The organism is Micromonospora nigra, assembly GCF_900091585.1.
Taxonomy (GTDB): domain Bacteria; phylum Actinomycetota; class Actinomycetes; order Mycobacteriales; family Micromonosporaceae; genus Micromonospora; species Micromonospora nigra.
Genome location: NZ_FMHT01000003.1, coordinates 4,814,972 through 4,840,218, shown reverse-complemented (window position 1 = coordinate 4,840,218; position 25,247 = coordinate 4,814,972). Strand labels below are relative to the sequence as shown.

The 25,247-nt window shown below is 72.5% G+C and carries 19 protein-coding genes, 5 tRNA genes and 1 pseudogene; 11 read left to right on the top strand and 14 right to left on the bottom strand.

All coding sequences use genetic code 11. From position 1 onward, the window contains the following. Nucleotides 1–80 precede the first annotated feature (80 nt). The 4 genes from GA0070616_RS21080 to GA0070616_RS21065 all read right to left on the bottom strand — a co-directional run bounded on the left by GA0070616_RS21080 (nucleotide 81) and on the right by GA0070616_RS21065 (nucleotide 4,406). Nucleotides 81–1,112, bottom strand: a complete 1,032-nt coding sequence (locus tag GA0070616_RS21080) for a LacI family DNA-binding transcriptional regulator (RefSeq protein WP_091085878.1) — start codon at nucleotides 1,110–1,112, stop codon at nucleotides 81–83. A 111-nt stretch (nucleotides 1,113–1,223) separates the two neighbouring features. Further along, on the bottom strand, nucleotides 1,224–2,063 hold the full coding sequence (locus GA0070616_RS21075) for a carbohydrate ABC transporter permease (RefSeq protein WP_091085875.1): 840 nt from the start codon (nucleotides 2,061–2,063) through the stop codon (nucleotides 1,224–1,226). After that, nucleotides 2,060–3,058, bottom strand: a complete 999-nt coding sequence (locus tag GA0070616_RS21070) for a carbohydrate ABC transporter permease (RefSeq protein ID WP_245712849.1) — start codon at nucleotides 3,056–3,058, stop codon at nucleotides 2,060–2,062. Before GA0070616_RS21070 ends, GA0070616_RS21075 begins: the two co-directional genes overlap by 4 nt. Before the next feature lie 55 nt (nucleotides 3,059–3,113). Further along, the gene (locus GA0070616_RS21065; RefSeq protein ID WP_091085857.1) at nucleotides 3,114–4,406 is read right to left on the bottom strand and encodes an extracellular solute-binding protein; all 1,293 of its coding nucleotides are present in this window, start codon (nucleotides 4,404–4,406) and stop codon (nucleotides 3,114–3,116) included. A 251-nt stretch (nucleotides 4,407–4,657) separates the two neighbouring features. On the opposite strand from GA0070616_RS21065, the gene GA0070616_RS21060 reads away from it, so the two are divergent. After that, entirely contained in the window at nucleotides 4,658–6,280 is a 1,623-nt protein-coding gene (locus tag GA0070616_RS21060) for a glycoside hydrolase family 43 protein (protein ID WP_091085852.1), read from the top strand. A 69-nt stretch (nucleotides 6,281–6,349) separates the two neighbouring features. Further along, a complete protein-coding gene (locus GA0070616_RS21055) occupies nucleotides 6,350–7,549 on the top strand; it encodes an endo-1,4-beta-xylanase (RefSeq protein ID WP_091085847.1) in 1,200 nt (399 codons plus the stop codon). Nucleotides 7,550–7,672: 123 nt separating this feature from the next. Here GA0070616_RS21055 and GA0070616_RS21050 read toward each other — a convergent pair. Together GA0070616_RS21050 and GA0070616_RS21045 are read right to left on the bottom strand one after the other, a co-directional pair. Beyond that, nucleotides 7,673–7,747, bottom strand: a tRNA-Val gene (locus GA0070616_RS21050). Nucleotides 7,748–7,782: 35 nt separating this feature from the next. After that, nucleotides 7,783–7,855, bottom strand: a tRNA-Gly gene (locus GA0070616_RS21045). A gap of 150 nt (nucleotides 7,856–8,005) precedes the next feature. Here GA0070616_RS21045 and GA0070616_RS21040 point away from each other — a divergent pair. Then, nucleotides 8,006–8,248: a DUF6458 family protein gene (locus GA0070616_RS21040; RefSeq protein WP_091085845.1), complete on the top strand. Its 243-nt coding sequence runs from the start codon at nucleotides 8,006–8,008 to the stop codon at nucleotides 8,246–8,248. Nucleotides 8,249–8,416: 168 nt separating this feature from the next. Here GA0070616_RS21040 and GA0070616_RS21035 read toward each other — a convergent pair. The 3 genes from GA0070616_RS21035 to GA0070616_RS21025 all read right to left on the bottom strand — a co-directional run bounded on the left by GA0070616_RS21035 (nucleotide 8,417) and on the right by GA0070616_RS21025 (nucleotide 8,684). Further along, nucleotides 8,417–8,491: transfer RNA gene (locus GA0070616_RS21035), tRNA-Val, on the bottom strand. A 15-nt stretch (nucleotides 8,492–8,506) separates the two neighbouring features. Beyond that, a tRNA-Cys gene (locus GA0070616_RS21030) sits at nucleotides 8,507–8,577 on the bottom strand. Nucleotides 8,578–8,611: 34 nt separating this feature from the next. After that, nucleotides 8,612–8,684 (bottom strand) — tRNA-Gly (locus GA0070616_RS21025). A 293-nt stretch (nucleotides 8,685–8,977) separates the two neighbouring features. On the opposite strand from GA0070616_RS21025, the gene GA0070616_RS21020 reads away from it, so the two are divergent. The 3 genes from GA0070616_RS21020 to GA0070616_RS21010 all read left to right on the top strand — a co-directional run bounded on the left by GA0070616_RS21020 (nucleotide 8,978) and on the right by GA0070616_RS21010 (nucleotide 13,570). Then, a complete protein-coding gene (locus tag GA0070616_RS21020) occupies nucleotides 8,978–9,580 on the top strand; it encodes a TetR/AcrR family transcriptional regulator (protein ID WP_091091317.1) in 603 nt (200 codons plus the stop codon). A 160-nt stretch (nucleotides 9,581–9,740) separates the two neighbouring features. Then, the gene (locus GA0070616_RS21015; RefSeq protein WP_091085842.1) at nucleotides 9,741–10,316 is read left to right on the top strand and encodes a TIGR03086 family metal-binding protein; all 576 of its coding nucleotides are present in this window, start codon (nucleotides 9,741–9,743) and stop codon (nucleotides 10,314–10,316) included. Between the two features lie 320 nt (nucleotides 10,317–10,636). Further along, nucleotides 10,637–13,570, top strand: coding sequence for a M36 family metallopeptidase (locus tag GA0070616_RS21010; protein ID WP_091085838.1), 2,934 nt, complete (start codon nucleotides 10,637–10,639; stop codon nucleotides 13,568–13,570). Between the two features lie 111 nt (nucleotides 13,571–13,681). Here GA0070616_RS21010 and GA0070616_RS21005 read toward each other — a convergent pair whose 3' ends face one another. Then, nucleotides 13,682–14,566, bottom strand: a complete 885-nt coding sequence (locus GA0070616_RS21005; RefSeq protein WP_245712848.1) for a hypothetical protein — start codon at nucleotides 14,564–14,566, stop codon at nucleotides 13,682–13,684. A gap of 210 nt (nucleotides 14,567–14,776) precedes the next feature. Between GA0070616_RS21005 and GA0070616_RS21000 the strand changes: the two genes are divergently transcribed. Both GA0070616_RS21000 and GA0070616_RS20995 read left to right on the top strand, forming a co-directional pair. Beyond that, nucleotides 14,777–15,445, top strand: coding sequence for a class I SAM-dependent methyltransferase (locus tag GA0070616_RS21000; protein ID WP_091085835.1), 669 nt, complete (start codon nucleotides 14,777–14,779; stop codon nucleotides 15,443–15,445). 1 nt (nucleotide 15,446) lies between these two features. Further along, nucleotides 15,447–16,612, top strand: a pseudogene (locus tag GA0070616_RS20995) (cytochrome P450); the annotation flags it as partial. Nucleotides 16,613–16,628: 16 nt separating this feature from the next. Here the strand turns inward: GA0070616_RS20995 and GA0070616_RS20990 are convergent. From GA0070616_RS20990 to GA0070616_RS20980, 3 genes are all read right to left on the bottom strand, one after another. Then, on the bottom strand, nucleotides 16,629–17,846 hold the full coding sequence (locus GA0070616_RS20990; RefSeq protein WP_175440146.1) for an O-antigen ligase family protein: 1,218 nt from the start codon (nucleotides 17,844–17,846) through the stop codon (nucleotides 16,629–16,631). 186 nt (nucleotides 17,847–18,032) lie between these two features. Beyond that, complete coding sequence (bioD, locus tag GA0070616_RS20985) at nucleotides 18,033–18,737, bottom strand: dethiobiotin synthase (RefSeq protein WP_091091313.1); 705 nt, start codon at nucleotides 18,735–18,737, stop codon at nucleotides 18,033–18,035. A 147-nt stretch (nucleotides 18,738–18,884) separates the two neighbouring features. Further along, a complete protein-coding gene (locus GA0070616_RS20980) occupies nucleotides 18,885–20,021 on the bottom strand; it encodes an 8-amino-7-oxononanoate synthase (protein WP_091085823.1) in 1,137 nt (378 codons plus the stop codon). 143 nt (nucleotides 20,022–20,164) lie between these two features. Here GA0070616_RS20980 and bioB point away from each other — a divergent pair, with 143 nt between their 5' ends. The 3 genes from bioB (at nucleotide 20,165) to GA0070616_RS20965 (ending at nucleotide 22,057) form a co-directional block, all read left to right on the top strand. Next, on the top strand, nucleotides 20,165–21,160 hold the full coding sequence (gene bioB, locus GA0070616_RS20975) for a biotin synthase BioB (RefSeq protein ID WP_091085820.1): 996 nt from the start codon (nucleotides 20,165–20,167) through the stop codon (nucleotides 21,158–21,160). Nucleotides 21,161–21,314: 154 nt separating this feature from the next. After that, a complete protein-coding gene (gene bsaP / locus GA0070616_RS20970; RefSeq protein WP_091091310.1) occupies nucleotides 21,315–21,545 on the top strand; it encodes a biotin synthase auxiliary protein BsaP in 231 nt (76 codons plus the stop codon). Between the two features lie 5 nt (nucleotides 21,546–21,550). Then, a complete protein-coding gene (locus tag GA0070616_RS20965) occupies nucleotides 21,551–22,057 on the top strand; it encodes a GNAT family N-acetyltransferase (RefSeq protein WP_091091307.1) in 507 nt (168 codons plus the stop codon). 103 nt (nucleotides 22,058–22,160) lie between these two features. On the opposite strand, the gene GA0070616_RS20960 is transcribed toward GA0070616_RS20965, so the two are convergent. Beyond that, nucleotides 22,161–25,037, bottom strand: a complete 2,877-nt coding sequence (locus GA0070616_RS20960; protein WP_091085816.1) for a glycoside hydrolase family 9 protein — start codon at nucleotides 25,035–25,037, stop codon at nucleotides 22,161–22,163. Nucleotides 25,038–25,247: the final 210 nt, after the last annotated feature.

Here is a 25,247-nt window from a genome sequence, read left to right as displayed (position 1 = left end):
GCACCCAGCCTAGTACGAAACTTTCACCTGCCTACCGGTAGGTAGGCCCGGGGGCGATACCCGTTGGGCCAGGCGCGAGGTCAGGCGGTCAGGCGGGTACGGGGTGGGGCGGCGCTGTCCCGCACCACCAACTCGGTGGCCAACTCCACCCGAGGACTCTCGATCTTCTCCCCGTTGGCCAACCGCAACACCGTACGCGCCGCCAACATCCCCATCTCCGCCAACGGCTGACGCACCGTCGTCAACGGCGGCGAACACCACCGCACCTCAGGCAGATCGTCGAACCCCACCACCGACACGTCATCGGCCACCCGCAACCCCCGCCGCCGCACCGCCTCGTACACCCCCAACGCCATCTGGTCACTCGACGCGAAGATCGCCGTCGGTGGCCCGGAGAGCCCCAGCAGATGCGTGCCGGCGGCGAAGCCGGCCTCGTGGTAGAAGTTCCCCGGTCGGATCAGCGCGTCGTCGAGCGGCAGGCCCGCAGCCTCCAGGGCGGCCCGGTAGCCGTCCAGCCGGGCCCGACTGCACATCAGCTGCGGCGGACCCGCCACGAAACCGATCCGCCGATGCCCCAACCCGATCAGATACTCCGTCGCCCGCAGACTCCCGACCCAGTTGGTCGCGCCGATCGTCGGCGACTCCTGTGACGGTACGCCGGCCGGGTCGACGATGACGGCGGGGATGTTCAGCCGGCGCAGCTCGGCCTGCTGCGGTGGTTCGAGGGTGGACGTCACGAAGATGACGCCCTCGGTGGAGCGGGTCCGGATGTTGTCGAGCCACTGTTTGGCGGCGGACGTGCGGCGGTGGATGGCCGACACGACCGTGCCCACCCCCGCCGCGTGCGCCACGTCCTCCACCCCACGGATGATCTCCACCGCCCACGGACTGTCCAGATCGTTGAACACCAGATCCACCAGACCCGAACTCGCCCGCGTACTCTGCGGCCGACGCCGGTACCCGTGACGCACCAACAACTCCTCGACCCGCTCCCGGGTCTGCGGAGCCACATCCGAACGCCCGTTCACCACCCGCGACACCGTCGGCACCGACACCCCGGCAAGACGTGCGATCGCCGCGATGGTCACGGTGCGGTTGTCGTCCACGGCCACAGCTCGCCCTTTCCTCGTCACCTGAGCCTATCGACGGCGAGGTCGCGCGCCAGGGGCCCGAGGGCCGAGGATCCGGTCCACCGCACGACCGGTGGACCGGACCCTCGGCCCTCAGCCCTTGACACTGCCGGAAAGGCCGCCGATGAGCTGCCGTTCGGCCACGGCGTAGAAGCCCAGCGCCGGGACCATCGACAGCACGACGTACGCCAGCACCCGCGCCGTGTCGTCGGCGTACTGGCCCTGGAACGCCTGCACCCCGACTGGCAGGGTCCACCAGCTCTGGTCGGTGAACACCACCAGCGGCAGCATGAAGTTGTTCCAGCTGGCCACGATCGCCAGTACCGACACGGTCGCCAGCGCCGGGCGGGCCATCGGCAGCAGGATCCGCCAGAAGAACCCGAAGGCGGAGCAGCCGTCGAGCGTCGCGGCCTCCTCCACCTCGGCGGGGATCGTCCGGAAGAACTGCCGCAGCACGATGATGGTGACCGGCAACCCGAAGGCCGCCTGCGGCAGGATCACACCGAGCGGGTTGTCGAGCAGCCCCATGCCGCGCAGCAGGATGAACAGCGGCAGGATGGCCACCGCGAAGGGGAACATCAGGCCCACCGCGAACAGGGTGAACAGCATCTCCCGTCCCCGGAAGGCGAAGCGGGCGAAGACGAACGCCGCCATCGCCGAGGCGCCCACCACCACGAGGGTGGTCGCGACGGCGATGAGCGTGCTGTTGCCCACCTGCCGCCAGAACACGTCCGAGGCGAGGATGTCGACGTAGTTCGACGGCACCCAGGGGTCGGGCAGCCCCAGTGGGTTGACCGACAGCTGGCCGTTGTCCTTGAAGCCGCCCAGCACCCCGAACCCGACGGGAACGACGATGAGGGCCCCGATCACGACGGACACGACGTGCAGCAGCAGGTGTCGCGTCCGCCCGGCGGGGGTGGCCGGTCTGGTCATCGCTGGACCCCCCGGGTGGTGATGGCGCCCTCGACGTCGCGGCGCATGACGAAACGCTGGTAGAGCAGCGCGAAGACGAGACTGAGCAGGAACATGACGATGCTGATCGCGCTGGCGTAGCCGACCTCGAAGCGGCGGAAGCCGTACTGGTACATGGTCACCGCCATGGTTTCCGACGCGTGGATCGGGCCGCCGCCGGTGAGCACCCAGACCATGTCGAACAGTTGGATCGTGCCGATCACCGACAGGAACACGCTGATCCGGATGGTGGGGCCCAGCAGCGGCAGCGTCACGTACCGGAAGACCTGCCAGGTGCTGGCGCCGTCGGTGGTGGCGGCCTCGGTCAACTCCTGTGGGATGTTCTGCCGCCCCGACAGGTAGAGGATCATGTGGAAGCCGAAGTACTTCCAGGACACGACCAGGAACAGCGCGAACAGCACCGTGTCGGGGTCGGCGAAGACCGCGCCGCCGACGTCCACGCCCAGCCACCCCGACAGCGTGTCGCCCAGCCCCCGGTTCGGGGACAGCACCAGGGTGAACAGCACCGCGGTGGTGACCTCCGAGAGCACGTACGGGGCGAAGAACACCACCCGGTAGAGACTGCGGCCCCGCAGCGGCTGGTTGAGCAGCATCGCCAGCCCCAGCGACACGGGCAACTGGATGACCAGTGAGAGCCCGATCAGGACGGCCCCGCGCCACAGGTCGCCCCGGAAGACGGGGTCGCCGAAGGCGCGGGTGAAGTTGTCGAGACCGATGAACTCCTCGGGCAGCCCGAAGCCGTTCCAGCGGAACACACTGGCGTAGCCGGCGATGACGATCGGTGCGATCACCAGGAGCAGGAACAGCACCAGGGCCGGGGCCAGGAAGATCGCGATGGTACCGAGCCGGGACAACCCGCCCCGGCGGCCCCGCGTGGGCGGGATCGCCGGGGCGGCCGTCGGAGGCCGGGACGTCGGGGCGTCGTGGCGCAGCCCGGCGGCCGGTGACATGCTCATCGTGCCTGCTCCGTCCGGTCGTGCCCGGCCTGTCGGGTACGGGTGGGCGACATCGTTACTGGCTCTTCGCCACCGCGGTGATGTCCTTGACGATCTGCTCCGGGCTCTTCGAGCCGGCGATCAACTCGGCCACGCTGTCGTTGACCTGCTGGCCCACCGCCGGCGGGTACGCCTGGTCGAGGTAGAGCTGGAAGCCGGTGGCGCTGGCCAGCGTCGCGGCCACGACCTTGCTGTTCGGGTCTTCGATGGCGTCGGCGGCGGCCCGGTTGGTGGGCAGCACCGCGCCGGTCGCGGCGGCCTTTCGCTGGTTCTCCACCTCCAGCAGGACCCGCAGGAAGTCGACCGTGGAGGCGGGGGCGTTGCGGCCGATGGCGAAGCCGTTGCCACCGCCGAACACCTCGGAGACGGTGCCCTTGCCACCTTCGACGGCGGGGAACTGGAAGAAGGCCAGCCGGTCACCGAGGCCCTTCTTCCCGGTCGAGGCCGACGCCTGCACCGACGGCGCCCACTGGCCCATCAGTTCCATGGCCGCGCCGCCGTTGCCCATGATGGCGGCCTGCCCGTCCGGGGAGCTGTAGTCGGCGCCCAGGAAACCCTTCTGGAAGGGTGACAGATCGACGAGTTCCTTGAGTCGCTGACCGGCGGCGACGAAGTCCGGGGTGTCGAAGTTCTTGTCCTCGGCGGCGCGGCGCAGCGCGTCGAGGCCACCGATGCGCATGGCCAGGTACGCCCAGTAGAAGTGGGCCGGCCACTTCTCCTTCCCGCCGAGCGCGATGGGAACGATGCCGGCGGCCTTGATCCGGGTGACGGTGCCGAGCAGTTCCGCCCAGCTCTTCGGCGGGGCCTCGATGCCGGCCTTGGCGAACAGGTCGCGGTTGTACCAGAAGCCGACCATGCCCACGTCGAACGGGATGCCGTAGATCCTCCCGTCGACGGTGAACGGTTCGAGGGACACGGGCAGCAGGTTGCCGACCCACGGCTGCACGTCGTCGGTGATGTCCTTGACCAGCCCGGCGTCGACCTGCTGGCGGAGCACGCCGCCGCCCCACGACTGGAAGAGGTCCGGCGGGGACCCGGCCTGGGTTGCGGTGGTCAGCTTGGCCTTGAACGCCTCGTTCTCCAGCGGCTGGATCTCGACCGTGAGGTTGCCCTTGGCGGTCTCGTACTCCTTGGCCATGGCAGCCCAGACGGGCAGCATCGGCTCGGTGTTCTGGATGTGCCACCAGTCGATGGTCTGCGATCCGGAGTTCGAGTCGGACCCGTCGTCGCCGCAGCCGCCGAGCAGGAGCGCGCCGGCGCCCGCGCCGACCAGGCCCAGCAAGGATCTGCGGGAGAGGTGCGCTGTCATGTGCCATCCCTTCGAGGACGTCTGAGGTACGCGAAACGCCGACAGGTCGGCGGGTGGAGGCGGAAACGCGGTCCGAAACTTTCGGATCATTGCCGGTAGTTTCGATGTGATGGCGGGCACGTTACGACGCTTGCCCGGCCCCGGTCAAGGGGTGTCGAATCTCGACTTCACTCGATACGGTGAGCGCACTTCCGCCATCGACGGCCGATAAACTTCCGGAACACCGGAGCCAGAGCATCAAGGAGCCGAACATGTCGACCGAGATCGCGAACGTGGCCACGGCCCGGTCGATCCGCAACCCCGTCCTCACCGGATTCCACCCGGACCCGTCGATCCTGCGCGTCGGCGACGACTACTACCTGGCCACCTCGACGTTCGAGTGGTATCCGGGGGTGCGTGTGCACCACTCCCGCGACCTGGTGCACTGGCGACCGCTGGGTGGGATCGTCACCGAACGGCGTCTGCTCGACCTGCGCGGCTGCGGCGACTCCAACGGGATCTGGGCACCCGACCTCACCCACCACGACGGGCTGTTCCACCTCGTCTACAGCGACGTGGCAAGCTTCGCCAGCGGCTACTGGGACGCGCAGAACTTCCTCACCACCGCGCCCGACATCAGCGGCCCCTGGTCCGACCCGGTGCCGCTGCACTCGCGCGGCTTCGACGCGTCGCTGTTCCACGACGACGACGGCACGAGCTGGCTGCTGGCGATGAGCGCCGACTGGCGGCCGGGCCGCGACCGATTCGGCGGCATCGAGATCCAGCAGTACGACCGGGCGGCCCGAGCGCTCGTCGGCCGCCCCCGCATCATCTTCACCGGCACCGAGGCCGGGCTCACCGAGGGCCCGCACCTGTACCGCCACGACGGCTGGTACTGGCTGGTCACCGCCGAGGGCGGGACGAGCTGGGAGCACCAGGTCACCGTCGCCCGGGCCCGCCACCTGTTCGGGCCGTACGAGGTGCACCCGGGCGGTCCGCTGCTCACCTCCGTCGGCCGCCCCGACCTGACGTTGCAGAAGGCCGGGCACGGCAGCCTGGTCCGCACCCCGCGCGGCGAGTGGTTCCTGGCCCACCTGGTCGCGCGCCCCTACACCCCGCTGGGCAACTGCGTGTTGGGACGCGAGACGGCGATCCAGCGGGTCGACTGGCCCACCGGGGACTGGCCGCGCGTCGCCGGCGGCATTCCCGCCGACGAGTTCCTCGCACCGGACCTGCCGGCCCACCCGTGGCCGCAGGACACCGCGACCGACCACTTCGACGCGCCCGAGCTGGACACCTGCTGGTCCACGCTGCGCCGCCCGGCGTCCCCCGACTGGCTGGACCTGCGTTCGCGCCCCTCCCACCTGCGCGTCTACGGAGGCCAGTCACCGGTCGGCCGCCAGACGCCCAGCCTGGTCGCGCGGCGCGTCGGCGCACCCCGGTGCACGTTGGAGACCGTCGTGGAGTTCGATCCGGCCGACCACCGGCACCTGGCCGGCGTCACCGGCTACTACAACACCCTGAACTGGCACTACCTCTACCTCACCCGCGCCGACGACGGCGCGGTGGTGCTGGAGGTGCTCAGCTGTGACAGCGGCCGGCGGACGGCGTACCCCGCTCTCACCGTCGACGTCGGCGCGGCCACCCGGGTGGGCCTGCGCGTGGCCTTCGACGGGCCGACGCTGCGGTTCGGCTACGACCTCGGCGACGGCTGGCGACCCGTCCCCGTCGATCTGGACGCCACCATCCTGTCCGACGAGCACGCCGCGATGATCGTCGACGGCGAGCCCGCCGCCTGGGGGTTCACCGGCGCGTTCCTGGGCCTGTGGGTGCAGGACCTGGGCGGCGACGGGCGGTACGCCGACTTCGACCAGGCCACCTACCGGGAGGACTGATCCGGTTCTCCCGCCAGCCCGGGCGGTACACCGCCGCCCGCGACCGTCCCCCTGCGGAAGGACACCCAGATGAAGCTCAGACGGTGGACAGCCGTCGCCGCGGTCGCCCTCGCGACCGTCACGGCCCTGAACACCCTGCCCGCCACCGCCGGCCGACCGTACGACCCCACGGCGCAGAGCCTGGGCACCCTCGGACTGCGCCACGGCCTGCACGTCGGCACCGCCGTCGACATGGCCGCCCTGAACGACCCCGCCGACCCCCGCTACCGGGAACTCGCCGCGTCGGAGTTCGCCTCGGTGACCGCCGAGAACGTCATGAAGTGGGAGAGCCTGGAACCCACCCGGGGCAGCTACGACTGGGCCGCCGCCGACGAGCTGGTCGCCTTCGCCAAGCGCAACCGGCAGAGCGTGCGCGGGCACGTCCTGGTCTGGCACAACCAGTTGCCCGGCTGGTTGACCAGTGGCGTCGAGGACGGTTCGATCAGCACGCAGGAGCTGCGTGAGCTGCTGCGCAACCACATCACCACCGTGGTCAGCCGCTACCGGGGCAAGATCTGGCAGTGGGACGTGGTCAACGAGGCCGTCAGCGACCCCTGGGACACCCCGTCCACCCTGCACTACAAGGGCTTCTGGGCCGAGCATCTCGGCCCCGGCTACATCGCCGACGCGTTCCGCTGGGCCCGGGCCGCCGACCCGAGGGCCCTGCTGTTCTACAACGACTACAACATCGAGGCCTTCGGTTCCGGCGACCCCGCCGACGACAAGACCCAGTTCGTGTACGACATGGCGAAGCGACTGCGCGCCGAGGGCGTACCGATCGACGGCGTCGGCAGCCAGGGCCACCTGGGCACCCAGTACGGCAACTACGACACCCTCCAGGTCGCCGCCGCGCTGAAGAGGTTCGCCGCCCTCGGCCTCGCCACCGCCTTCACCGAGGTCGACGTGCGCAGCCGGCTCACCGACGGCGTCCAGGCCGGCGACTCCGAGGAGATCAACCCGCGGCTACAGGCGTCCGCCGCCAACTTCAGTGTCCTGATGAAGGCGTGCCTGGCCGTGCGAAGCTGCCTGTCGTACACGGTGTGGGGCTTCACCGACCGGCACTCCTGGGTGCCCGGCTGGTTCGACGACCCGCCGGAGGGCCTCGCCACGCTCTACGACGAGGACTACCAGCCCAAGCGGGCATTCTACGAGATCAAGTCCGATCTGATCTTCGCCGGCCCGCCGTACGTCCTGCCTCGCGCCATCCACAAGCCCCGCCGGGCGGGCTGACACCGATCGATCCCATGCCGGGTGGGGTGCGGCGAAGCCCGGAGCGCCGCACCCTACCCCTCGGCACGCGAACGACCGAACGGGGCTGGGCAGCGACGGGCGGGACGGGAGACTGCCCCGGGATGGTGGGCGATACTGGGTTTGAACCAGTGACCTCTTCCGTGTCAAGGAAGCGCGCTCCCACTGCGCCAATCGCCCGTGGTGACCGCCCGCACCTGGGGTGGGTGGTCGAGAGCGGACGACGGGATTCGAACCCGCGACCCTCACCTTGGCAAGGTGATGCGCTACCAGCTGCGCTACGTCCGCGTGCCCCCGGTGTTCCCGGCGACGGCACCACTGTACCCGACGGCAAGATCGCCCCGGGTGCACCCCCGTCGCGTGCGCGGTTGCGCTGCTCGACGGGTGGGTACTGACGAACCTCGACAGCACACCGCCCACTTCCCGAAGGAGGCTGTCGTGGGTATCGGCACCAGCATCTTCCTCATCGCGCTCGGCGCGATCCTCACCTTCGCCGTGGAAGCCAGCATCGGAGGCGTCAACATCGACGTGGTCGGATGGATCCTGATGGCGGCCGGCGTCCTGGGCCTGATTCTCACCGCGCTCCTCTGGGGTCGTCGCCGCGAGAGCGTCGCCACCACCGAGCAGCCGGTCGAGTACCGCCGGGTCGAGGAGAGCCGCGACGTCGCCCCGCCGCGTTGACCACCCGCCCGCCGCGGTGACCGCCCGCCCGGCGGCCGACGGGGCGGGACGGCCGCGCCGGGGCAGACCGGCCACACGGGGGACGGAGGGCAACGCCGCTCGAACTCGCGATCACGACGACAGGCCCGCTACCGGATACCGGTAGCGGGCCTGTCGGAACGTTCCGTGTGGTGGGCGATACTGGGTTTGAACCAGTGACCTCTTCCGTGTCAAGGAAGCGCGCTCCCACTGCGCCAATCGCCCGTGCTTGTTGCACCGAGGTGGGGACGGGATTTGAACCCGCGTACACGGCTTTGCAGGCCGTTGCCTCGCCTCTCGGCCACCCCACCGAGGTTGCCCCCGTCATGCGTGGCGGCAGCTCCGAGCGGACGACGGGATTCGAACCCGCGACCCTCACCTTGGCAAGGTGATGCGCTACCAGCTGCGCTACGTCCGCGTGCCCCCGGTGTTTCCGGTGACGGATGAGAACTTTAGCCGAGCCGGTGAACGGTTGCCAACTCGGGGTCGGCCGCGGCGCGTCCCACCCTGACACCACCGGGTGTGGCTGCTGCCACCGCAGCAGCCGGGGGGCCGCAGTGGCGCCACCACCGCCCGACGGGGCACCTTGCCGGGCCGGGCGGGAGGAACGAACCCGCAGGTGGAAAAGTGTCCGGCTTCCGACTGTCGCAAGGCGGATCACCCCGGCTGCGGTGACGGGCCGTGGTCACTCGGATGGGTTACCGTGACGGCGTGACGAGACGTGCGGCCGAGATCCGCCTGGATGCCCTGCTGCGCACCGCCTGTGATGTGATCGTGGAACGCGGCCTGGCGAACACCCGCACCGCAGACGTGGCGCAGGCGGCCGGGGTGAGCCAGGCGCTGGTCTTCTACCACTTCGCCACGAAGGAACGGTTGCTGGCGCAGGCCTTCGCGTACGCGGTCGAGCAGGACCTGGCCCGGTTGGACGCGGTGACCAGGTCCACCGCACCGCCGCTGGCCAAGCTGCGGCGGATCCTCAAGCTCCACACCCCCGCCGGCCGTCCCACCGCGTGGGCGATGTGGATCGACGGCTGGGCCGAGTCGTTGCGTACGCCCGAGTTGGAGAAGCTGTCCCGCAAGCTCGACCTGCGGTGGCGGCAGGATCTCACCACGGTCATCTCCGACGGGGTCGCCACGGGCGTCTTCGCCTGCGCCGACCCGGCCGGGGCAGCGTGGCGGATCAGTGCCGTCATGGACGGCCTCGCGGTGCAGCTCGCGGTACACGACCGGGTGATCTCGCGCCGCCAGTTCGCCGAGTGGGTCCGCCTGGTGACGGCTCGGGAACTGGGACTGGACCCGGCCCAGCTCGACTGAGCCCCGTCCAGGGCGCGGGCGACCAGGCGCGGCCCCGCGAGGGGTTCCCGGCGAGTGGTCCCCGGCGAGTGGTCCTGGCGAGGTCGGACGTCGGTCCGGGATCGGCGGGGAAGCCGGCAAAACGGCTCGCACCGGCGGGGCAGCCGGAACAATCGGCGGCATGGACCTGCTGGAGACGTACCGCCGCAGCCTGACCGAGTTCACCGAGCGGGTGGGTCAGGTCACCCCCGAGCAGTGGTCGGATCCGACCCCCTGCCCGGGCTGGGACGTCCGGGCGCTGGTCAACCACGTGGTCGCCGAGGACCGCTGGAGTGTCGACCTGCTCGACGGCGCCACCGTCGCCTCGGTCGGCGACCGGTACGACGGCGACCAGCTCAGCGACGATCCGGCCGAGGCGGCCCGGGACGCGGCGGCGGCAGCCGAGCGGGTGGCGACCCGGCCGGGGGTCCTGACGGCGACCGTGCGGCTGTCCGCCGGTGACACCCCGGCACAGGAGTACCTGCACCAACTGATCGCCGAGCACCTCGTACACGGCTGGGACCTGGCGGTGGCGATCGGCTGCGACCCCCGGCTGGACCCCGACGCCGTCGCCGAGTGCGCCCGCTGGTTCTCCGGCCGGGCCGCCGACTACCGACGCGACGACCTCACCCGTCCCGGGGTCGACCTTCCCACGGACGCCGACCAGCAGGACCGGCTGATCGCCGCCTTCGGCCGCAACCCCGACTGGGCTCCCTGACCCACCCACCCGCACGACCACCGGGGGTCCCTGACCCGCCCACCCCGCACGACCGCCGGGGCTCCGCTCCGTGGCCCCGACCGGGGCTCGGCAGTCGGTCGCGGGCAACCGACACCGCCGGGGCGCGGTCGCCTCGCCGCGCGTACCGGGGCGGGTTCTGTCAAGGGCACCCGTCGCCGCTGCGTCACGGCCGGACCACGGAGGGCGGTCGTCGGTCTTGTTCCGACCCGAGCCGCCTGGTATCCACAGATGCGCATGCATCAACGTGTTGCACGCGGGCCGGCGCCCACCCCGGCCACCCACTCCCACGAGGAGGTCCCGTGCCACATCCCCAGTGGACACCCGCGACGAGCCGGCGACGACGCCGGCTCGTCGCCGTCCTCACCGCGACCACGGCGGTGACCGCCCTGCTGATCGGCGGCCCCACCGCCGCGGCCCCCGCCGCCCCCACCGGCGGTGCGGATGGGCCGCGGTCCGGTCCGTTCACGGAGGGTCACCAGCACGCCGACGTCGACAACCGCGCCGGCAACGCCGCGCCCGACGCCCGCCAGCGCGGGCTGGCCCGCCGCGCCGACCCGGACGTGCGGTGGAACCGGCTGGGCACCCCGCACGCGCTCGGCCCCGGCCGGACCCCCCTCGCCACCGGCCTGCCGGCCGCCCCGGAAGCCGCCGCCCGCGCCTACCTGACCGCCAACCAGGAGCTGTTCGGCCTCGACGCCGCTGCGGTGGCCGGCATGGAACGGCTGCTCGTCAGGCCGATCGGCACCGGGGCGGTGGTCACCCTGCGGCAGCGCTTCGGCGACCTGCCCGCCGGGCACGACGGCCTGGTCACCCTCGCGGTCGCCGACGGCCGGGTCCTATCGGTCAGCTCCTCGCTCTCACGGGACACCACCGCACCGCAGCCGGCCACCCTCACCGAAGCGCAGGCGTACACGGCGGCGCTCGCCGACGCCGGGCTCACCGCCGGGACCGTCGCCCGGCACAGCGTCCGCCCCGTCGCCGTACCCACCCCGCTGGACGGGCCCCGGGCCGCGTACGAGGTGACCCTGATCGGCTCCGGCACCGACCACCCGGAGGCGTTCACCACCTACGTCGACGGGATCACCGGCCAGGTGCTGGTACGTGAGGACCTCGTCGACTTCGACTCCGACAACCCGAGCTGGGCGGTGTTCCCCGCCACCCCGCCGGTCGACCTCGCGCCCGGCGACGACCCCCGGGTGCGCTGGTGCGCCGACGCGGCACCGGAGTGCGCCGCCGCCTACCGCGACCCGGCGAGCGGCCGGCCCTGGGACGTCGACCTGACCACCGACGCCACGACGACCACGACCCGGGGCAACTCCGCCAACACCGTCGTCTCCTGGGGTGCGGGCAGCCCGATCCTGCCGGCCACCCCGCGTGCCGACCGTCGCTACGAGTACCCGTTCACCGACCAGTGGCACCAGGCCCGCTGCAACCCCGAGGTGTTCACCTCGGCGCAGCGCAACGACGCCGACGCGGCGGCGGCCAACCTGTTCGCCATGCACAACCGGATGCACGACTGGGCCTGGCACCTCGGCTTCACCGAGGCCACCTGGAACCTGCAGACCGTCAACCTCACCCCCGACGGACTGGGTGGCGACGCCGAGCAGGGCCGGGCCCAGGCCGGCGCGCTCAGCGGCAGCCGCAACAACGCCAACCAGGGCACCCCCCGCGACGGCCTGCCGCCGACGACCAACATGTACCTGTGGCAGCCCATCGCCGGCGGCCCCTACCCGCCCTGCGTGGACGGCGACTACGACATGACGGTGATCGGGCACGAGTACACCCACGCCATCACCAACCGGATGATCGCCGGCCCGGACAGCGGCATCGGCGGCCTCCAGGGCGGAGCGATGGGCGAGTCGTGGAGCGACCTGCTCGCCGCCGAGTACCTCGTCCAGCACAACCTACGGGCCCCCGGCAGGTCCCCCTGGGTCACCGGCGGGTACGTCACCGGGAACCTGGTCAGCGGCATCCGCAACCACGACCCGAGCCGCAGCCCGCTGAACTACTCCGACGTCGGCTACAACACCGGCGGGCCGGCCGTGCACCCCGACGGCGAGATCTGGAGCGCCACCAACCTGCGCATCCGCGCCGCCATGGTCAAGCGGTACGGCGCCGGCACCCCGCAGCGCCAGCTCGACTGCGCGCTCGGGAAGGTGGCCGTCGACCGGTGCCCCGGCAACCGGCGCTGGTCGCAGCTGGTGTTCGACTCGTTCCTGCTCCAGGCCGCGAGCCAGGTCAGCATGCTCGACATGCGCGACAACATGCTGACCGCCGACCTGCTGCGCTTCGGCGGGGCCAACCAGAAGCTGATCTGGGCCGAGTTCGCCCGGTCCGGGATGGGCCGCGACGCGGCCACCGCCGGCGCCACCGACTCCGACCCGACGCCCAGCTTCGCCACCCCGCTGGGCGACAACGCCACGCTCACCCTGCGGCCGAAGGGCGACAGCGCCGACGCGCCCGTCCGGGTGTACGTCGGGGCGTACGAGGCGCGGGCCGTGCCGGTCGCCGACACCGACCCGGCCACGCCGCTGCCGGACTCCGTCGAGCTGGTGCCGGGCAGGTACCAGTTGCTCGCCGTCGCGCCCGGCTTCGGCCACCAGCGGCTGAAGGTCGTGGCCCGGGCCGGTCAGGCGCGTCACCTCACCCTGCGGATGAGCCGGAACCTGGCGTCCACCGCCGCCGGGGCGACGGTCAGCGGCGACGGGGTGAACCTGGACCGGATCGCCGACGACACCGAGGCCACCAACTGGGCCTCCCTCGACGGGGTGGCCGGACGCCAGGTCACCGTCGCGCTGCCCGGGGACCGCGCCCACCTGGTGAAGCGGGTCAACGTCAGCGCCATGCTGCGTCCCGCGATCACCGGCGACGTGGACGCCGGTGGGCAGAACACGCTCAGCGCGTTGCGGTCGTTCGCCGTGGCGGCGTGCGACGCGACCCGTGCCGACTGTGCGGACCCGGCGAACTTCCGGCGCGTCTACACCAGCGCGCCGGACGCCTTTCCGGGTGGGGCGTTCCGGGCGTACGTGCCGGACCTCGTGGTTCGCGGGTTCCGGGTGCCCACCACCCGCGCCACCCACCTGCGCCTGGAGGTCTTGACCAGCCAGTGCACGGGTGGGCCGCACTACGCGGGTGAGCAGGACGACGACCCGGCCACGAGCACCGACTGCGCGACCAGCAGCCCGGCGCGCGACCAGGTACGCATCGCGGAGTTCCAGGCGTTCTCGAAGTGAACGCCTCCCGGGGGCCGGCAGACGGCCGGCCCCCGGGACTCCCCCGCCGACCGGCCGCGAGGCGACCCGAACGGCTTCGGCGGGCTCAGCGCAGGGGGACTGCCCCTGTCGTCAGCGACGTCCGGACCGCCAGCGCCCCGCCGGGGGATCCCGGCGCTCCCAGCGGTCGCCGGCCGCGCCGGTCGGTGCGCCGCCGTCCGCGGGTTGGGTGAGCTGCCGTAGCCGCAGCAGCAGTCCGACACCGAGGAACAGCAGCAGACCACCGAGCAGGAACGCGGCGTGCGTCAACCCGAATCCGCCGGACTGCGCGACGGGAGCTCCCGCCGTTCCGGCCGCCGGGGCCCCGGCGGCTTCCGTCGGCTCCGGATCCTCCTCGGCCGCCGGGTCGTCCGGGTCTTCGGTCGGCACCGGCTCCTGCGTCGGCACCGGCTCCACGGTCGGCGGCGGAGCCGCCGTCGTGGGCCGCGCCACGCCGACGACCGAGCGGGTGGCCGTCTGCCGGGACAGCAGTCGCAGGTTCGCGTCGTACGCCTCGGCGGCGAGCGTGACCCGTCCCCGGACCACGTCCTCGGCGAACGCCATCCGGTAGGTGGCCGTGACGGTGCGGCCAGGGCACAACGTGCCCGGGTCGAGTTGCCGGTCGGTCAGCCGGGCCGCGTCGCCCTCGGTGCGGATCTCCAGCGGGAACGAGCCGGTCTCCTCGACCCGGTCCACCTTCACCTGGTCGAGTCGCATGTTCTCCACCCGCAGCACCATCGACCAGCGCACCTTGACGCAGCCACCACGGTCGGTGCGGGACACCACCGCCGAGACCGTCTCGACCCGGTCACCTGCGGTGAACTCGTCGGGCAGGCCACTGAGTTCGGTGGCGAACGCCGCGTGCGCCGGGGCGACCATGGCGACCTCCACCCCGGTCAGGCAGGCCAGCACCGCCCCGACCCGTAGCGTGTACCGCCACAGCCTCTTCACGTTCGTCCTCCCGTCGGTCGCCTCCACCGAGCAACGCTAGGAGCGGGCGGGGCCAGCCGGTAGACGGGCGTGTTCGCACGGACCGTCACACCCGGGGGTGGCTTTCACCGACAGTGGTGAACCGGTCACCGGCGAACCGCGACACGCCGAGACGTACGGGCAATCGCGGGAACGCGGCACGCCCGGGGCGATCCACCCCCGACCCACCCCACCCCACCACGGGTGGAGAATCAGCGGATGTCCGAACTCTCCTCCGCCTTCGTCCGGCTGCATGCCCGGCTCGCGCCGGTCGCGTTCGTTCCCGAGGTGCGGCTGCACCAGGCCGACGAACCGATCGGGCTGTGGGAGTTGACCGAGGGCGAGTTCCGCAGTGACCAGCCGCCCCCGTTCTGGGCGTTCGCCTGGGCCGGCGGGCAGGGGCTGGCCCGGCACGTCACCGACCACCCGGACCTGGTCGCCGGCCGCCGGGTGCTGGACCTGGCCGCCGGTTCCGGTCTGGTCGCCATCGCCGCCGCCCGCGCCGGGGCCGCCGCCGTGCGTGCGGTGGAGGTCGACGAACTGGCCGTGGCGGCGGTCGCCGTCAACGCCGAGGCCAACGGGGTTCGCATCGACGCGCAGCGGGGTGACATCCTCGACGGTGACGCCGGCGACGCGCAGGTGGTGCTCGCCGGGGACGTCTTCTACAGCCAGGCGATGGCCGACCGGATGCTGCGGTTCCTGCTGCGTGCCGCCCGGGCCGGCGCGCAGGTGCTCGTCGGCGACCCGGGCCGGGCGTTCCTGCCCCGGGACCGTTTCGACGAGGTGGCCCGCTACGACGTTCCGGTCAGCGAGGCGTTGGAGAGCGTACGGGTGAAGCGCACCACGGTGTGGCGGTTGCGGGCCGGGCTGCCGGGGGCCGCCCGCTAGCGTGACGCCGTGCTGTTGCGGAGCTGGGCGGAACCGGTCGACGCGCCCTGGCCGGACGTGGCCCGCGTCGCCGACCACGTCGGCGTGGAACACCTGGTGGTGACCCGGCACGCGCTGGTCCGGCAGGTGCTCGCCGACCCGGTGACGTACCGTCCGGACAACGCGCTCGACGCGGTCACCCCGATGCCGGTGGCGGCGCTGCGGATCCTCGCCACGCACCGGTTCCGGCTGCCCCCGACGCTGGCCAACAACGGCGGTCCCCGTCATCCGGCGATCCGGTCGGTCGTCGCGGACGCGCTGCACCCGGCCCGGGTGGCCGCGCAACGACCCTGGCTGACCGCTCTCGTCTCCGACCGGGTCGCCCGCCTCGACGCGGCGCTCGCCGCCGGCCGATCCGTCGACCTGTACGCCGACCTCGCCGCCGACCTGCCGCTGCTGGTGCTGGCCCGGCTGGTGGAGCTGCCCGACGCCCCGGTCGACGCGGTCACCCGGTTCGCCCGTGCCGCGCTGGAGCTGTTCTGGGCCCCGCTGGACGCCGACCGGCAGCAGGTCCTCGCCGCCGAGGTGGGCCGCTTCCACCGGGTGCTGCGGGAGTTCGCCGCCACCGGCGGTGGCCTGGCCGGCGACCTGCGGGCCGCCGGGCACCCGCCCGACGTGGTGGTCGGAGCGTTGTTCTTCCTGCTGGTCGCCGGCCAGGAGACCACCAGTCAGTTCCTCACCCTGCTGCTGCACCGCCTCGCCGGTGAGCCGGCGGTGCGGGCCGGGCTGCGCGCCGGCACCGTGGCCGTCGCCGACGTGGTGGAGGAGGGGCTGCGGCTGGAACCGCCGATCGTGACCTGGCGGCGGGTGGCCGCGGTGGACACCACGCTGGGCGCGACGGCCGTTCGGGCAGGCACCAGCGTGGTGCTGTGGCTGGCCCGGGCGGGCCGGGACCCGGCGACGGTCGAGGCCCCGTACGCCTTCCGTCCCGGGCAGCGCGGCTCCCGCCGGCACCTGGCCTTCGGGGCGGGCGCGCACCGCTGCGTCGGCGACCAGTTGGCCCGGATGGAGGCGGCGGTGGTGGTGGAGCGGGTCGTCCCGCTGCTGGACGGGGTGCGGGTCGTCCGTGCCCCGTGGTGCCCTGACAACCTCACCTTCCGGATGCCCGACGCCTTCGTGGTCCGCCGCGCAGGCGCGCCGCGGGCTACCGCCGGGCCGGGCCTGACGGAACCATCGGCTGCGCCTGCGGCCAAGAGGTCGTCGGGGCGGGCCGCGTTGTTCGGGGCGGAGCAGCGGTCCGGGTCCAGTAGCTGACGGCGTAGCCCAACGTCAGGACGAAGTAGAACGTCCGGGCGTTGAGGTCACCGGACACGCTGACACACGTCGTCTCGAACACCAGCAGCGCCAGGCAGAGCACCGCCGTGGGTTCTGCGCCGGAAGCGCGCCACAACCGCACCATCACCCACGCCACGAGCGCGAGGAGCGCTGCGCCGGGGATCCAACCGGCCTCGGCGAACACCTCCAGGAACAGGTTGTGCGGGTAGCGGTGGAGCAGGATCGTGACGTGGTCGGCCCAGCTGCCGAAGCCCACCCCGCCCGGGTGCGCCTTGATCAGCTCGATCGTCGGCCGGGCGAGTTCGATGCGTTGCGATGCCTCCAGCTCACCACGCGGGTCGTAGAGGACCGCGCCGAGCCTCGACGTGGCGGGAACGAGCTGGAAGGCGAGCACGAGGTACAGGGCGGCGGCGGTGCTGAGGATGACGGCGGCGGCCCGGCCGGTTCGGGCCGCCGGCGACGACAGGGTGACCGTGATCAGGGTGGCGATGGCCAGTGCCACGACAGGGCCACGGGAGCCGGTGGCGTTCAGGCCCGCGCCGAGGAGCACCACGGCACCCACCACCGCCACCCTCGGTAGCGCCCGGCGGTAGGTCAGCCACAGCAGCGCGACCGCGGGAGAACCGATCGCCCTGGCGAGCCAGATCGGGTTGCTGTCGCCGTCGCCGATGGCACGGCCGGCCGGGTCCACCTCGCCGACCAGAGCGACGACCGCGAGGAGGCACCCGGACGCCACCCACACCTTCGCCCAGGTGGTGATGTCACGTCGGTCCCGGATCAGGACGACGGCAAGGGCGGTGGGCAGTGTGAACAGCAGGAAGCCCGTCACCTTGGTGGACCCGTAGTCGGTCGTGGGTGACGCCAGGACCGCCGGGACGGCCACCACGGCGGCGAGGATCAGCACGCACGGCACCGCCCGGTGCACCACCCGGAGATCCGTCACGATCAACCAGAGCAGGATCGGCACCAGGACAACTGCGGTCAGCGTGAAGACGGGTAGCCCTCCGCCCGGGAGGAGGGTTCCGACGAGCAGCAGCGCCAGCGCGACCGCCTGGACCCACGACCGGATGTTCCTGGTGGTGTGCACCCGCGATTCCTCTCGACCTCGACCCGCCACCGCTCGCGGTCGCGCCTTCCGTCGACATCAGGACGTGCACCGCCAGAACTCCGATGATGGCACCTATCCCACCACTTTGATCCAGATTGGACCTATATGAGGTGATTTCTGCCCAGCGGGTCCCGGCCGCATCCCGCCGCAACCGCCCCTGTCGGGTCAGCCGGCGTCCTCGGCCCAGGCACGCCAGTCGTCGAGGACGCCGTACAGCGCCGGGGTCAACCAGCCCGGCGCCGACCGGCGGAAAACCCCCGGATCCATCGCGCCGGCACCGGCCGGCAGGGCGCCCAGCAGGTGGGGCACCAGATCCGTCAGATTCGCCCAGTGCACCAGTTCCGGTTCGGCCGGCCAGGCGCCGATCACCACCCCGGCGGGCACCGCCCGGCGCTCCAGTGCCTCCAGGGTCAGCGCCGTGTGGTTGAGCGTGCCCAGCCCGGCGCGTGCCACCACCACCGCCGGCGCGCCCAGCGCCACCGCCAGGTCGGCCATCGTCCAGGGCTCACCCGACGGGCGCAGCCCCATCGGCACCAACAGCCCGCCGGCCCCCTCGACCAGCACCAGATCGTGCTTCCCGGCCTCCTCGCGGACGGCGTCGACGGCGGCGTAGAGCTCCAGCGGCTCCAACCCCGCCACCCGGGCGGCGGCCAGCGGGGCCAGCGGGTCGGGGAAGCTGGCCAGGGTCCGCGCGGTCAACGGCGCGGCGAGTCGGGTGACCGTCTCGGTGTCGGTCGGTTCGCCGGTGACCGTACCCGTCTGACCGGGCTTGACCACCCCGACCCGCAGGCCGGCGGCCTGCGCCGCAGCGGCGACCGCCGCCGTCACCACCGTCTTGCCCACCTCGGTGTCGGTGCCGGTGACCAGCACCGGACCCCGCCACGGCTCACCCGCCGCACTCACGGTGCCTGCTCAGTTCGCGACTGCGGGGCTCGCAAACCCGGCTCACTCCTCACGCTCACGGTGCCTGCTCAGTTCGCGACTGCGGGGCTCGCAAACCCGGCTCACTCCTCACGCTCACGGTGCCACCTCCACTATGACCTCCAGCGCCCGCTCGAAGTCCCACCTCGGCACCCCCGCGCCGATGGTCAGGCGCAGCCGGGACCGGCTGTCCGGGGTGGACGGCGGGCGGAAGCAGCCGACCGCCACGCCCCGGTCCCGACAGTCCGCCGCCCAGGCGGTGGCGGCCTCCGGGCCCGGCGCGGTCACCGAGACCACCGCCGCGTCGGGTACGGAGACACCGAGCCCGGCGGCACGCAGCCGGCGCACCGCCAGGGCCGCCCGGTCGGCCAGTTCGGCGCGCAGCGGATCCCCGGCACGGGCCAACCCGACGGCGACCTGCACCCCGGCGGCCACGGCCGGCGGCAGCGCGGTGTCGAAGATGAAGGTCCGGCCGGTCTCGACCAGGTGCCGGACGAAGGCCGCCGGGCCGGCGACCACACCCCCGGCCCCGCCGAGCGCCTTGGACAACGTCGCGGTGACCACGACGTCCGGCTGGCCGGCGAGCCCTGCGGCGGCCACGCCCCCCGCCCCGTGCGGACCCACCACACCGAGGGCGTGGGCGTCGTCGACCAGCAGCAACGCGCCGTGTTCGCGGGCGACGGCGTGCAGCCGGGCCAGCGGAGCCAGGTCGCCGTCGACGGAGAAGACCGACTCGGTGACCACCACCGCCGGTCGACCGGGGGCCGCGGCGAGCGCCGCCGCCACGGCGGCCACATCGGCATGCGGGGTCACCAGCGTCTCCGCGCCGGAGATCCGGCAGCCGTCGATCAGCGAGGCGTGGTTGTGGGCGTCGGAGACCAGCAGCGTACGCGGCTGCACCAGCCCCCGGACGGCACCGAGGTTCGCCAGGTAGCCGGAGGAGAACACCAGGGCCCGTTCGGCACCCAACCAGTCGGCCAGGGCGTCCTCAAGGGTGTGGTGGGTGTGCGTGGAGCCGCGGACCAGCCGCGATCCGGTGGCACCCAGCCCGTACGCCGACAGCGCCCGGGTGGCCGCGGCGGTGACCTCCGGGTGACCGGCCAGCCCGAGGTAGTCGTTGCCGGCCAGGTCGACCACTCCGTCGTCGGCGGCACGTGGGCGCAACCGGCGGGTCAGTCCCGCCTTGGCCCGCAGCTCGGCGCGACGGTCGAGCGCCGCCAGCCAGTCCGCCACCCCTCACGTCCCTCCTGAGCCGGTACGCCCCGACCGGGCCGGGGACCGTCGGCGGCGATCCGCCGCCGGGCGAAGTTACCACCCGGCAGGGCGGGGTCGGCGTGGCGCGGGCCACCGCACACCGGCCTTGTAGGGTACGAGCCATGCCAGAGATCCTCGACCAGGCCCGTGCCCAGGTGCTGGAGAACGGTGTCGGCCTCGACGAGGCCGGTGCCCTCGCCGTGTTGAACCTGCCCGACGAGCACCTGCCCGCCGCGCTCCAGCTCGCCCACGAGGTGCGGATGCGCTGGTGCGGCCCGGAGGTCGAGGTCGAGGGCATCGTCTCGCTCAAGACCGGGGGCTGCCCGGAGGACTGCCACTTCTGCTCCCAGTCCGGCCTGTTCACCTCCCCGGTCCGGGCCGTCTGGCTCGACATCCCCTCGCTCGTCGAGGCGGCCCGGCAGACCGCCGCGACGGGGGCGACCGAGTTCTGCATCGTGGCCGCCGTTCGCGGGCCCGACGCGCGGCTGATGAAGCAGATGCGCGAGGGCGTCGCCGCCATCAAGGCGGAGGTTGACATCCAGGTGGCCGCCTCGCTGGGCATGCTCAGCCAGGAGCAGGTCGACGAGCTGGTCGACATGGGCGTGCACCGCTACAACCACAACCTGGAGACCTGCCGCTCCTACTTCCCGAACGTGGTCACCACGCACACCTGGGAGGAGCGCTGGGACACCCTGCGGATGGTGCGGGACTCCGGCATGGAGGTCTGCTGCGGCGGCATCCTGGGTCTCGGCGAGACGGTGGAGCAGCGCGCCGAGTTCGCCGCGCAGCTCGCCGAGCTGAACCCGCACGAGGTGCCGCTGAACTTCCTCAACCCGCGACCGGGCACGCCACTGGGTGACCGACCGGTGGTCGAGGGCAAGGACGCGCTGCGGGCCATCGCCGCGTTCCGCCTGGCCATGCCGCGCACCATTCTGCGGTACGCGGGCGGCCGGGAACTCACCCTCGGTGACCTGGGCACCCGCGACGGCCTGCTCGGCGGCATCAACGCGGTGATCGTCGGCAACTACCTGACCACGCTGGGACGGCCGGCCACCGACGACCTCAAGCTGCTCGACGACCTGAAGATGCCGGTCAAGGCGCTGTCGGCCACTCTCTGACGGCGGGATCGACCAGATGACCACGAGCGACGCCGCGCCGGCCGGCCCGGCCGGCCGCACGGTGCCGGCCAGGAACACGGTGCCGGCCAGCCGCGTGGTGCCGGGTGCGGCCGGGACGCCCGCCGTGGTGCCGGGTGCGGCCGGGACGCCCGCCGTGGTGCCGGGTGCGGCCGGGACGCCCGCCGTGGTGCCCGCAACTGTCGCCGCCGGCTGGTGCGACCGCTGCGGCGAGCCGGCCGGTGCCGGCGACCACGCGCCCTGCGGGGTGGCCCGCGCGCTTGAGCCGCCCCGGTTCTGCGCGCACTGCCGACGCCGGATGAAGGTGCAGGTGCTGCCGGTGGGCTGGTCCGCGATCTGCGTCGAGCACGGCGAGACCCGGGGATGACCGGGATGCTGCGGGGACGGGCGGTGACGTTGCGGCCGGCGACGGCGAAGGACGTGCCCGCGCTCGCCGAGATCCGGGCCGACCCGCAGGTGCGCCGCTGGTGGCGCGGCGGTGATGACCTGGTCGCGGCCGTCGAGGCCGACCTCGCCGACGACGACACGACGGTGTACGTGGTCGAGCACGACGGGCGGGTGGTCGGCGCGATCCAGTGGTACGCCGAGGACGACCCCGACTACCGGCACGCCAGCCTGGACGTCTTCCTCGACCCGGCGGTGCACGGCCGGGGGCTGGGCGGCGACGCCGTACGCACCCTCGCCCGGCACCTGGTCGACGCGCACGGGCACCACCGCTTCACCATCGACCCGGCGGCGGCGAACACCGCCGCCATCCGCGCGTACGCGAAGGTCGGTTTCCGCCCGGTCGGGATCCTGCGCCGGTACGAGCGCGGCGAGGACGGACGCTGGCACGACGGCCTGCTGATGGACCTGCTCGCCGACGACCTGCCCGACTGACACGCGCGCCGGGGCACGCCGTGCCTGACCGGCTGGCCGACGAGCAGCCAACCGGTCAGGCGTTCAGGCGTTCAGGCGTTCAGGCGTTCAGGCGTTCAGGCGTTCAGGCAAGGGTGCAGAGGGCGCCGTTGAGGGTGAACGACGTCGGCTTCGGGTTCGACCCGGTGTGGGTGCCGTTGAAGCCGATGCCGATGGACGCCCCGGGGGCCAGGGTGCCGTTGTAGGACATGTTGGTGGCGGTCACCGCCGTACCGGTCTGGGCGTACGTCGCCGACCAGCCCTGTCCGACCTGCTGACCCGCGGCCGGGAAGGCGAAGGCGAGGGTCCAGCCGTCGATCGCCGTCGTGCCGGTGTTGGTGATCGTGACGTTGGCGGTGAAGCCGTTGCTCCAGTCGTTGCTGCTCCAGGCGACCCGGCAGGGGCTGGTCGGCAGGGGTGCCGAGGTCGTCACCGACACCTTCGCCGACGGCGGTGAGACGTTGCCGGCGGCGTCGGTCGCCACCACGTGGAACTGGTACGTGGTCTGCGGGTCGAGCCCGGTCGCCGCGTACGTGGTGCCGGTGACCGTGGCGACCAGGGTGTCGGTCGATCCCGTTGCGCGGTAGATCCGGTAGCCGGTGACGCCGACCTCGTCGGTCGACGGGGCCCAGCTCAGTGTCGCGCCGGTGGGGGTGATCGCCGACACGGTGGGCGTGCCGGGCCTGGTCGGCGCGGTGGTGTCCCCGTCGTCGACGGCCGGGGTGGTCACGGTCAGCTTCGCCGACCACGGTGAGACGTTGCCGGCCCGGTCGACGGCCCGCACCCGGAACTCGTACGTGCCCTCCGGGGTCAACGACGTGACCGTCAGCGAGTTGGTGGTGGCCGGGTGGTCGACGGGCTCGTCGCCGCCGAGCAGCTGCTCGGAGACGACGTAGCGGTCGAGCCCGCTGCCGGCGTCCGTGGACGCCGGCCAGGTCAGGCTGACCGAGCGGGCGCTGACCGAGGTCGCGACGGGCGTGCCGGGGGTGGTCGGCGCGGTGGTGTCCGGGGTGGGCGGCGCGGGTTCGGTGCCCCAGACCCGGGTGCCGCCGGAGTAGAGCGGCACCGCCGGGTTGGGCCCGGCGGCGGTCCGGTACGACGGGTCGTCGCTCGGGTCCCAGGTGCCGCCCTCGGGCACCCCGATCTTGAACTGCACCTCCATCCGGTGCTGTGACTGCCCGGCGGGGGCGATGGTGTGCCCGGTGCAGTCGACCTCGACGTACCAGATGTCGCCGCTGTGCTGCTTCGCCGTCGACGGCGAGGGGCAACCCTGGGTGTAGCCGGGGGTGACCGTCACCGGGCCGTCGCCGTCGGGCCGGAAGTAGTAGCGGAACCTGGCGTCGGTGAGCGCGCGGGCCGGGAAGGCCGACTTGTTGTAGATAATCGCCTTCAGGCCGGTGGCCCGGGGCTCGGCCTGCATCACCGTGGTCTCGACGGTCAACTCGTCGATGTCGGGCTCCTCGGCGGCCGGGAAGTTCGCCAGCGGGGTGCCGCCGTACTCCTGGGTCAGCCGCGCCAGGGCGGAGGTGAAGCCGGCGTTGTAGTCGGTGGCGACCTCGTTCATCACGTAGTCCGACCGGTTGTCGGTGTACTTGTCGTCGGGCGAGGACGGTCCGCCGACGAGCGCGCCGTAGAGGGTGTGCCGGGTCTCGGCGGGCACGGTCTGGCTGTCCCACCAGGAGCCGTGAGCCGTCCGGTGGTGCGGGTTCTTCGGCGGGTTCGCACCGAAGCCGATCACGTAGCTGGAGTCGCGCGGGTTGTCGCCGAGTGCGTAGTTGATCTGCCGGACCGCGAAGTCGTGGTAGCGGGCCTTGCGTACGGTGTCGGTGGTCTTGTCGCTGTAGACCAGCGCGGCGAAGGCGGTGTTGGCGGCGTAGCGCAACGCGCCCCAGGAGTCGAGCACGGCCATGCCGCCGGGCGAGTAGCGGATCCGTTCACCGCCCACGCCGACGGTCCAGTAGTCGAGCCACCGGTTGGCGTCGTCGACGTAGCGCTGCTTGCCGGTCAGGTTGGCCAGCAGCACGTACGCCCCGAACTGCTTGTTGTCCCAGGCCACCGTCCACTTGTAGGACCGGGTGGTGGACTGCGGCTCGGTGCCGAGCCGGTCGTACTCGCTCTCGGCCTTGGCCAGGTAGGCGGTGTCGCCGGTGGCCCGGTACAGCCAGACGGCGCCCCACACCAGTTCGTCCTGCCAGCCGCTCCAGGAGCGGTAGAAGCTGGTCGCGTCGGTGATGCACTCGTGGTAGGACTTCCGGACCGTGTCGGCGAAGGTGTAGAGCTGCTTCGCGTGGGTGAGCAGCTTGTCGGCGTACGCGGCGTCGGTGGGCCGGAACACCATCGACGAGGCGGCCATCGCCGCCGCCGTCTCCCCCGCCAGGTCCGCGCCGCCGCAGCTCGCGTCGATCTTGTACGCGGGCCGCGCCATCGGCATCACCTCGGCGGGACCCCACCACTTGTGGTCGTCGTCGCCGTTGCCGACCTGCCCGTAGAGGACGTTGGGCGAGGGGTGGGCCTTGACGAAGTAGTCGTTGACGAAGCGCAGGTTGTTGAGCAGGTGCGGAAGCTGGCCGGAGGCGGCGTAGCCGGCGCGGTACTCGACTGCGCCCCAGGCGAGCATGGTCGCGCTGAAGGCCATCGGGAAGCCGAACTTGACGTGGTCGCCGGCGTCGTACCAGCCGCCGGTGAGGTCCACGCCGACGTCGTCGCCGTCGGTGAGCGCGGAGTCGCCGCGCCAGGAGACGCGATTCCAGTCGGGCAGTTCGCCGGACTGCTGGGCCTCGTAGAACAGCAGGGACTTCTGCAACGCCTCCGCGTAGTTGAACGCGGGTTCGGCGGCGGCCGGTGCCGCCGGCACGGTGACCGCGAGGGCCAGGCCGGTGGCCAGGGCCGCTGCGCCGGCCAGCAGCCGGCGGGGCCAGGGCTGGTCGGCGGCGGGGTGCCGGGACCGTCGGGTTCGGTGCATGCCGTGCTCCGTTCGGTGACGTCGCGGACGGCGACGCTCCGACGCGCGGGACGCGTCCCGAGGCCCCGCCCGGCGGCAGGTGGTGGTGGGTGGACCACGGGCCGGGAGCGCTCCCATGGACATTCAGCAATGTAATGCTGGTGTTGCCGGTTTGTGAAGCCCGCCGGTCCAGCCCCGCCCCACCTGCGGGCCCGCTGCCTGACGGGCCGC

Excerpts from the sequence above, each read along its gene's own strand:
- GA0070616_RS20965 (WP_091091307.1), top strand. The coding sequence starts at position 21,551 with ATGCTGCGGGGACGGGCGGTGACGTTGCGGCCGGCGACGGCGAAGGAC.
- GA0070616_RS21065 (WP_091085857.1), bottom strand. The coding sequence starts at position 4,406 with ATGACAGCGCACCTCTCCCGCAGATCCTTGCTGGGCCTGGTCGGCGCG.
- GA0070616_RS21060 (WP_091085852.1), top strand. The coding sequence starts at position 4,658 with ATGTCGACCGAGATCGCGAACGTGGCCACGGCCCGGTCGATCCGCAAC.
- GA0070616_RS21015 (WP_091085842.1), top strand. The coding sequence starts at position 9,741 with ATGGACCTGCTGGAGACGTACCGCCGCAGCCTGACCGAGTTCACCGAG.
- GA0070616_RS20960 (WP_091085816.1), bottom strand. The coding sequence starts at position 25,037 with ATGCACCGAACCCGACGGTCCCGGCACCCCGCCGCCGACCAGCCCTGG.
- bioB (WP_091085820.1), top strand. The coding sequence starts at position 20,165 with ATGCCAGAGATCCTCGACCAGGCCCGTGCCCAGGTGCTGGAGAACGGT.
- GA0070616_RS21000 (WP_091085835.1), top strand. The coding sequence starts at position 14,777 with ATGTCCGAACTCTCCTCCGCCTTCGTCCGGCTGCATGCCCGGCTCGCG.
- GA0070616_RS21055 (WP_091085847.1), top strand. The coding sequence starts at position 6,350 with ATGAAGCTCAGACGGTGGACAGCCGTCGCCGCGGTCGCCCTCGCGACC.
- GA0070616_RS21070 (WP_245712849.1), bottom strand. The coding sequence starts at position 3,058 with ATGAGCATGTCACCGGCCGCCGGGCTGCGCCACGACGCCCCGACGTCC.
- GA0070616_RS21075 (WP_091085875.1), bottom strand. The coding sequence starts at position 2,063 with ATGACCAGACCGGCCACCCCCGCCGGGCGGACGCGACACCTGCTGCTG.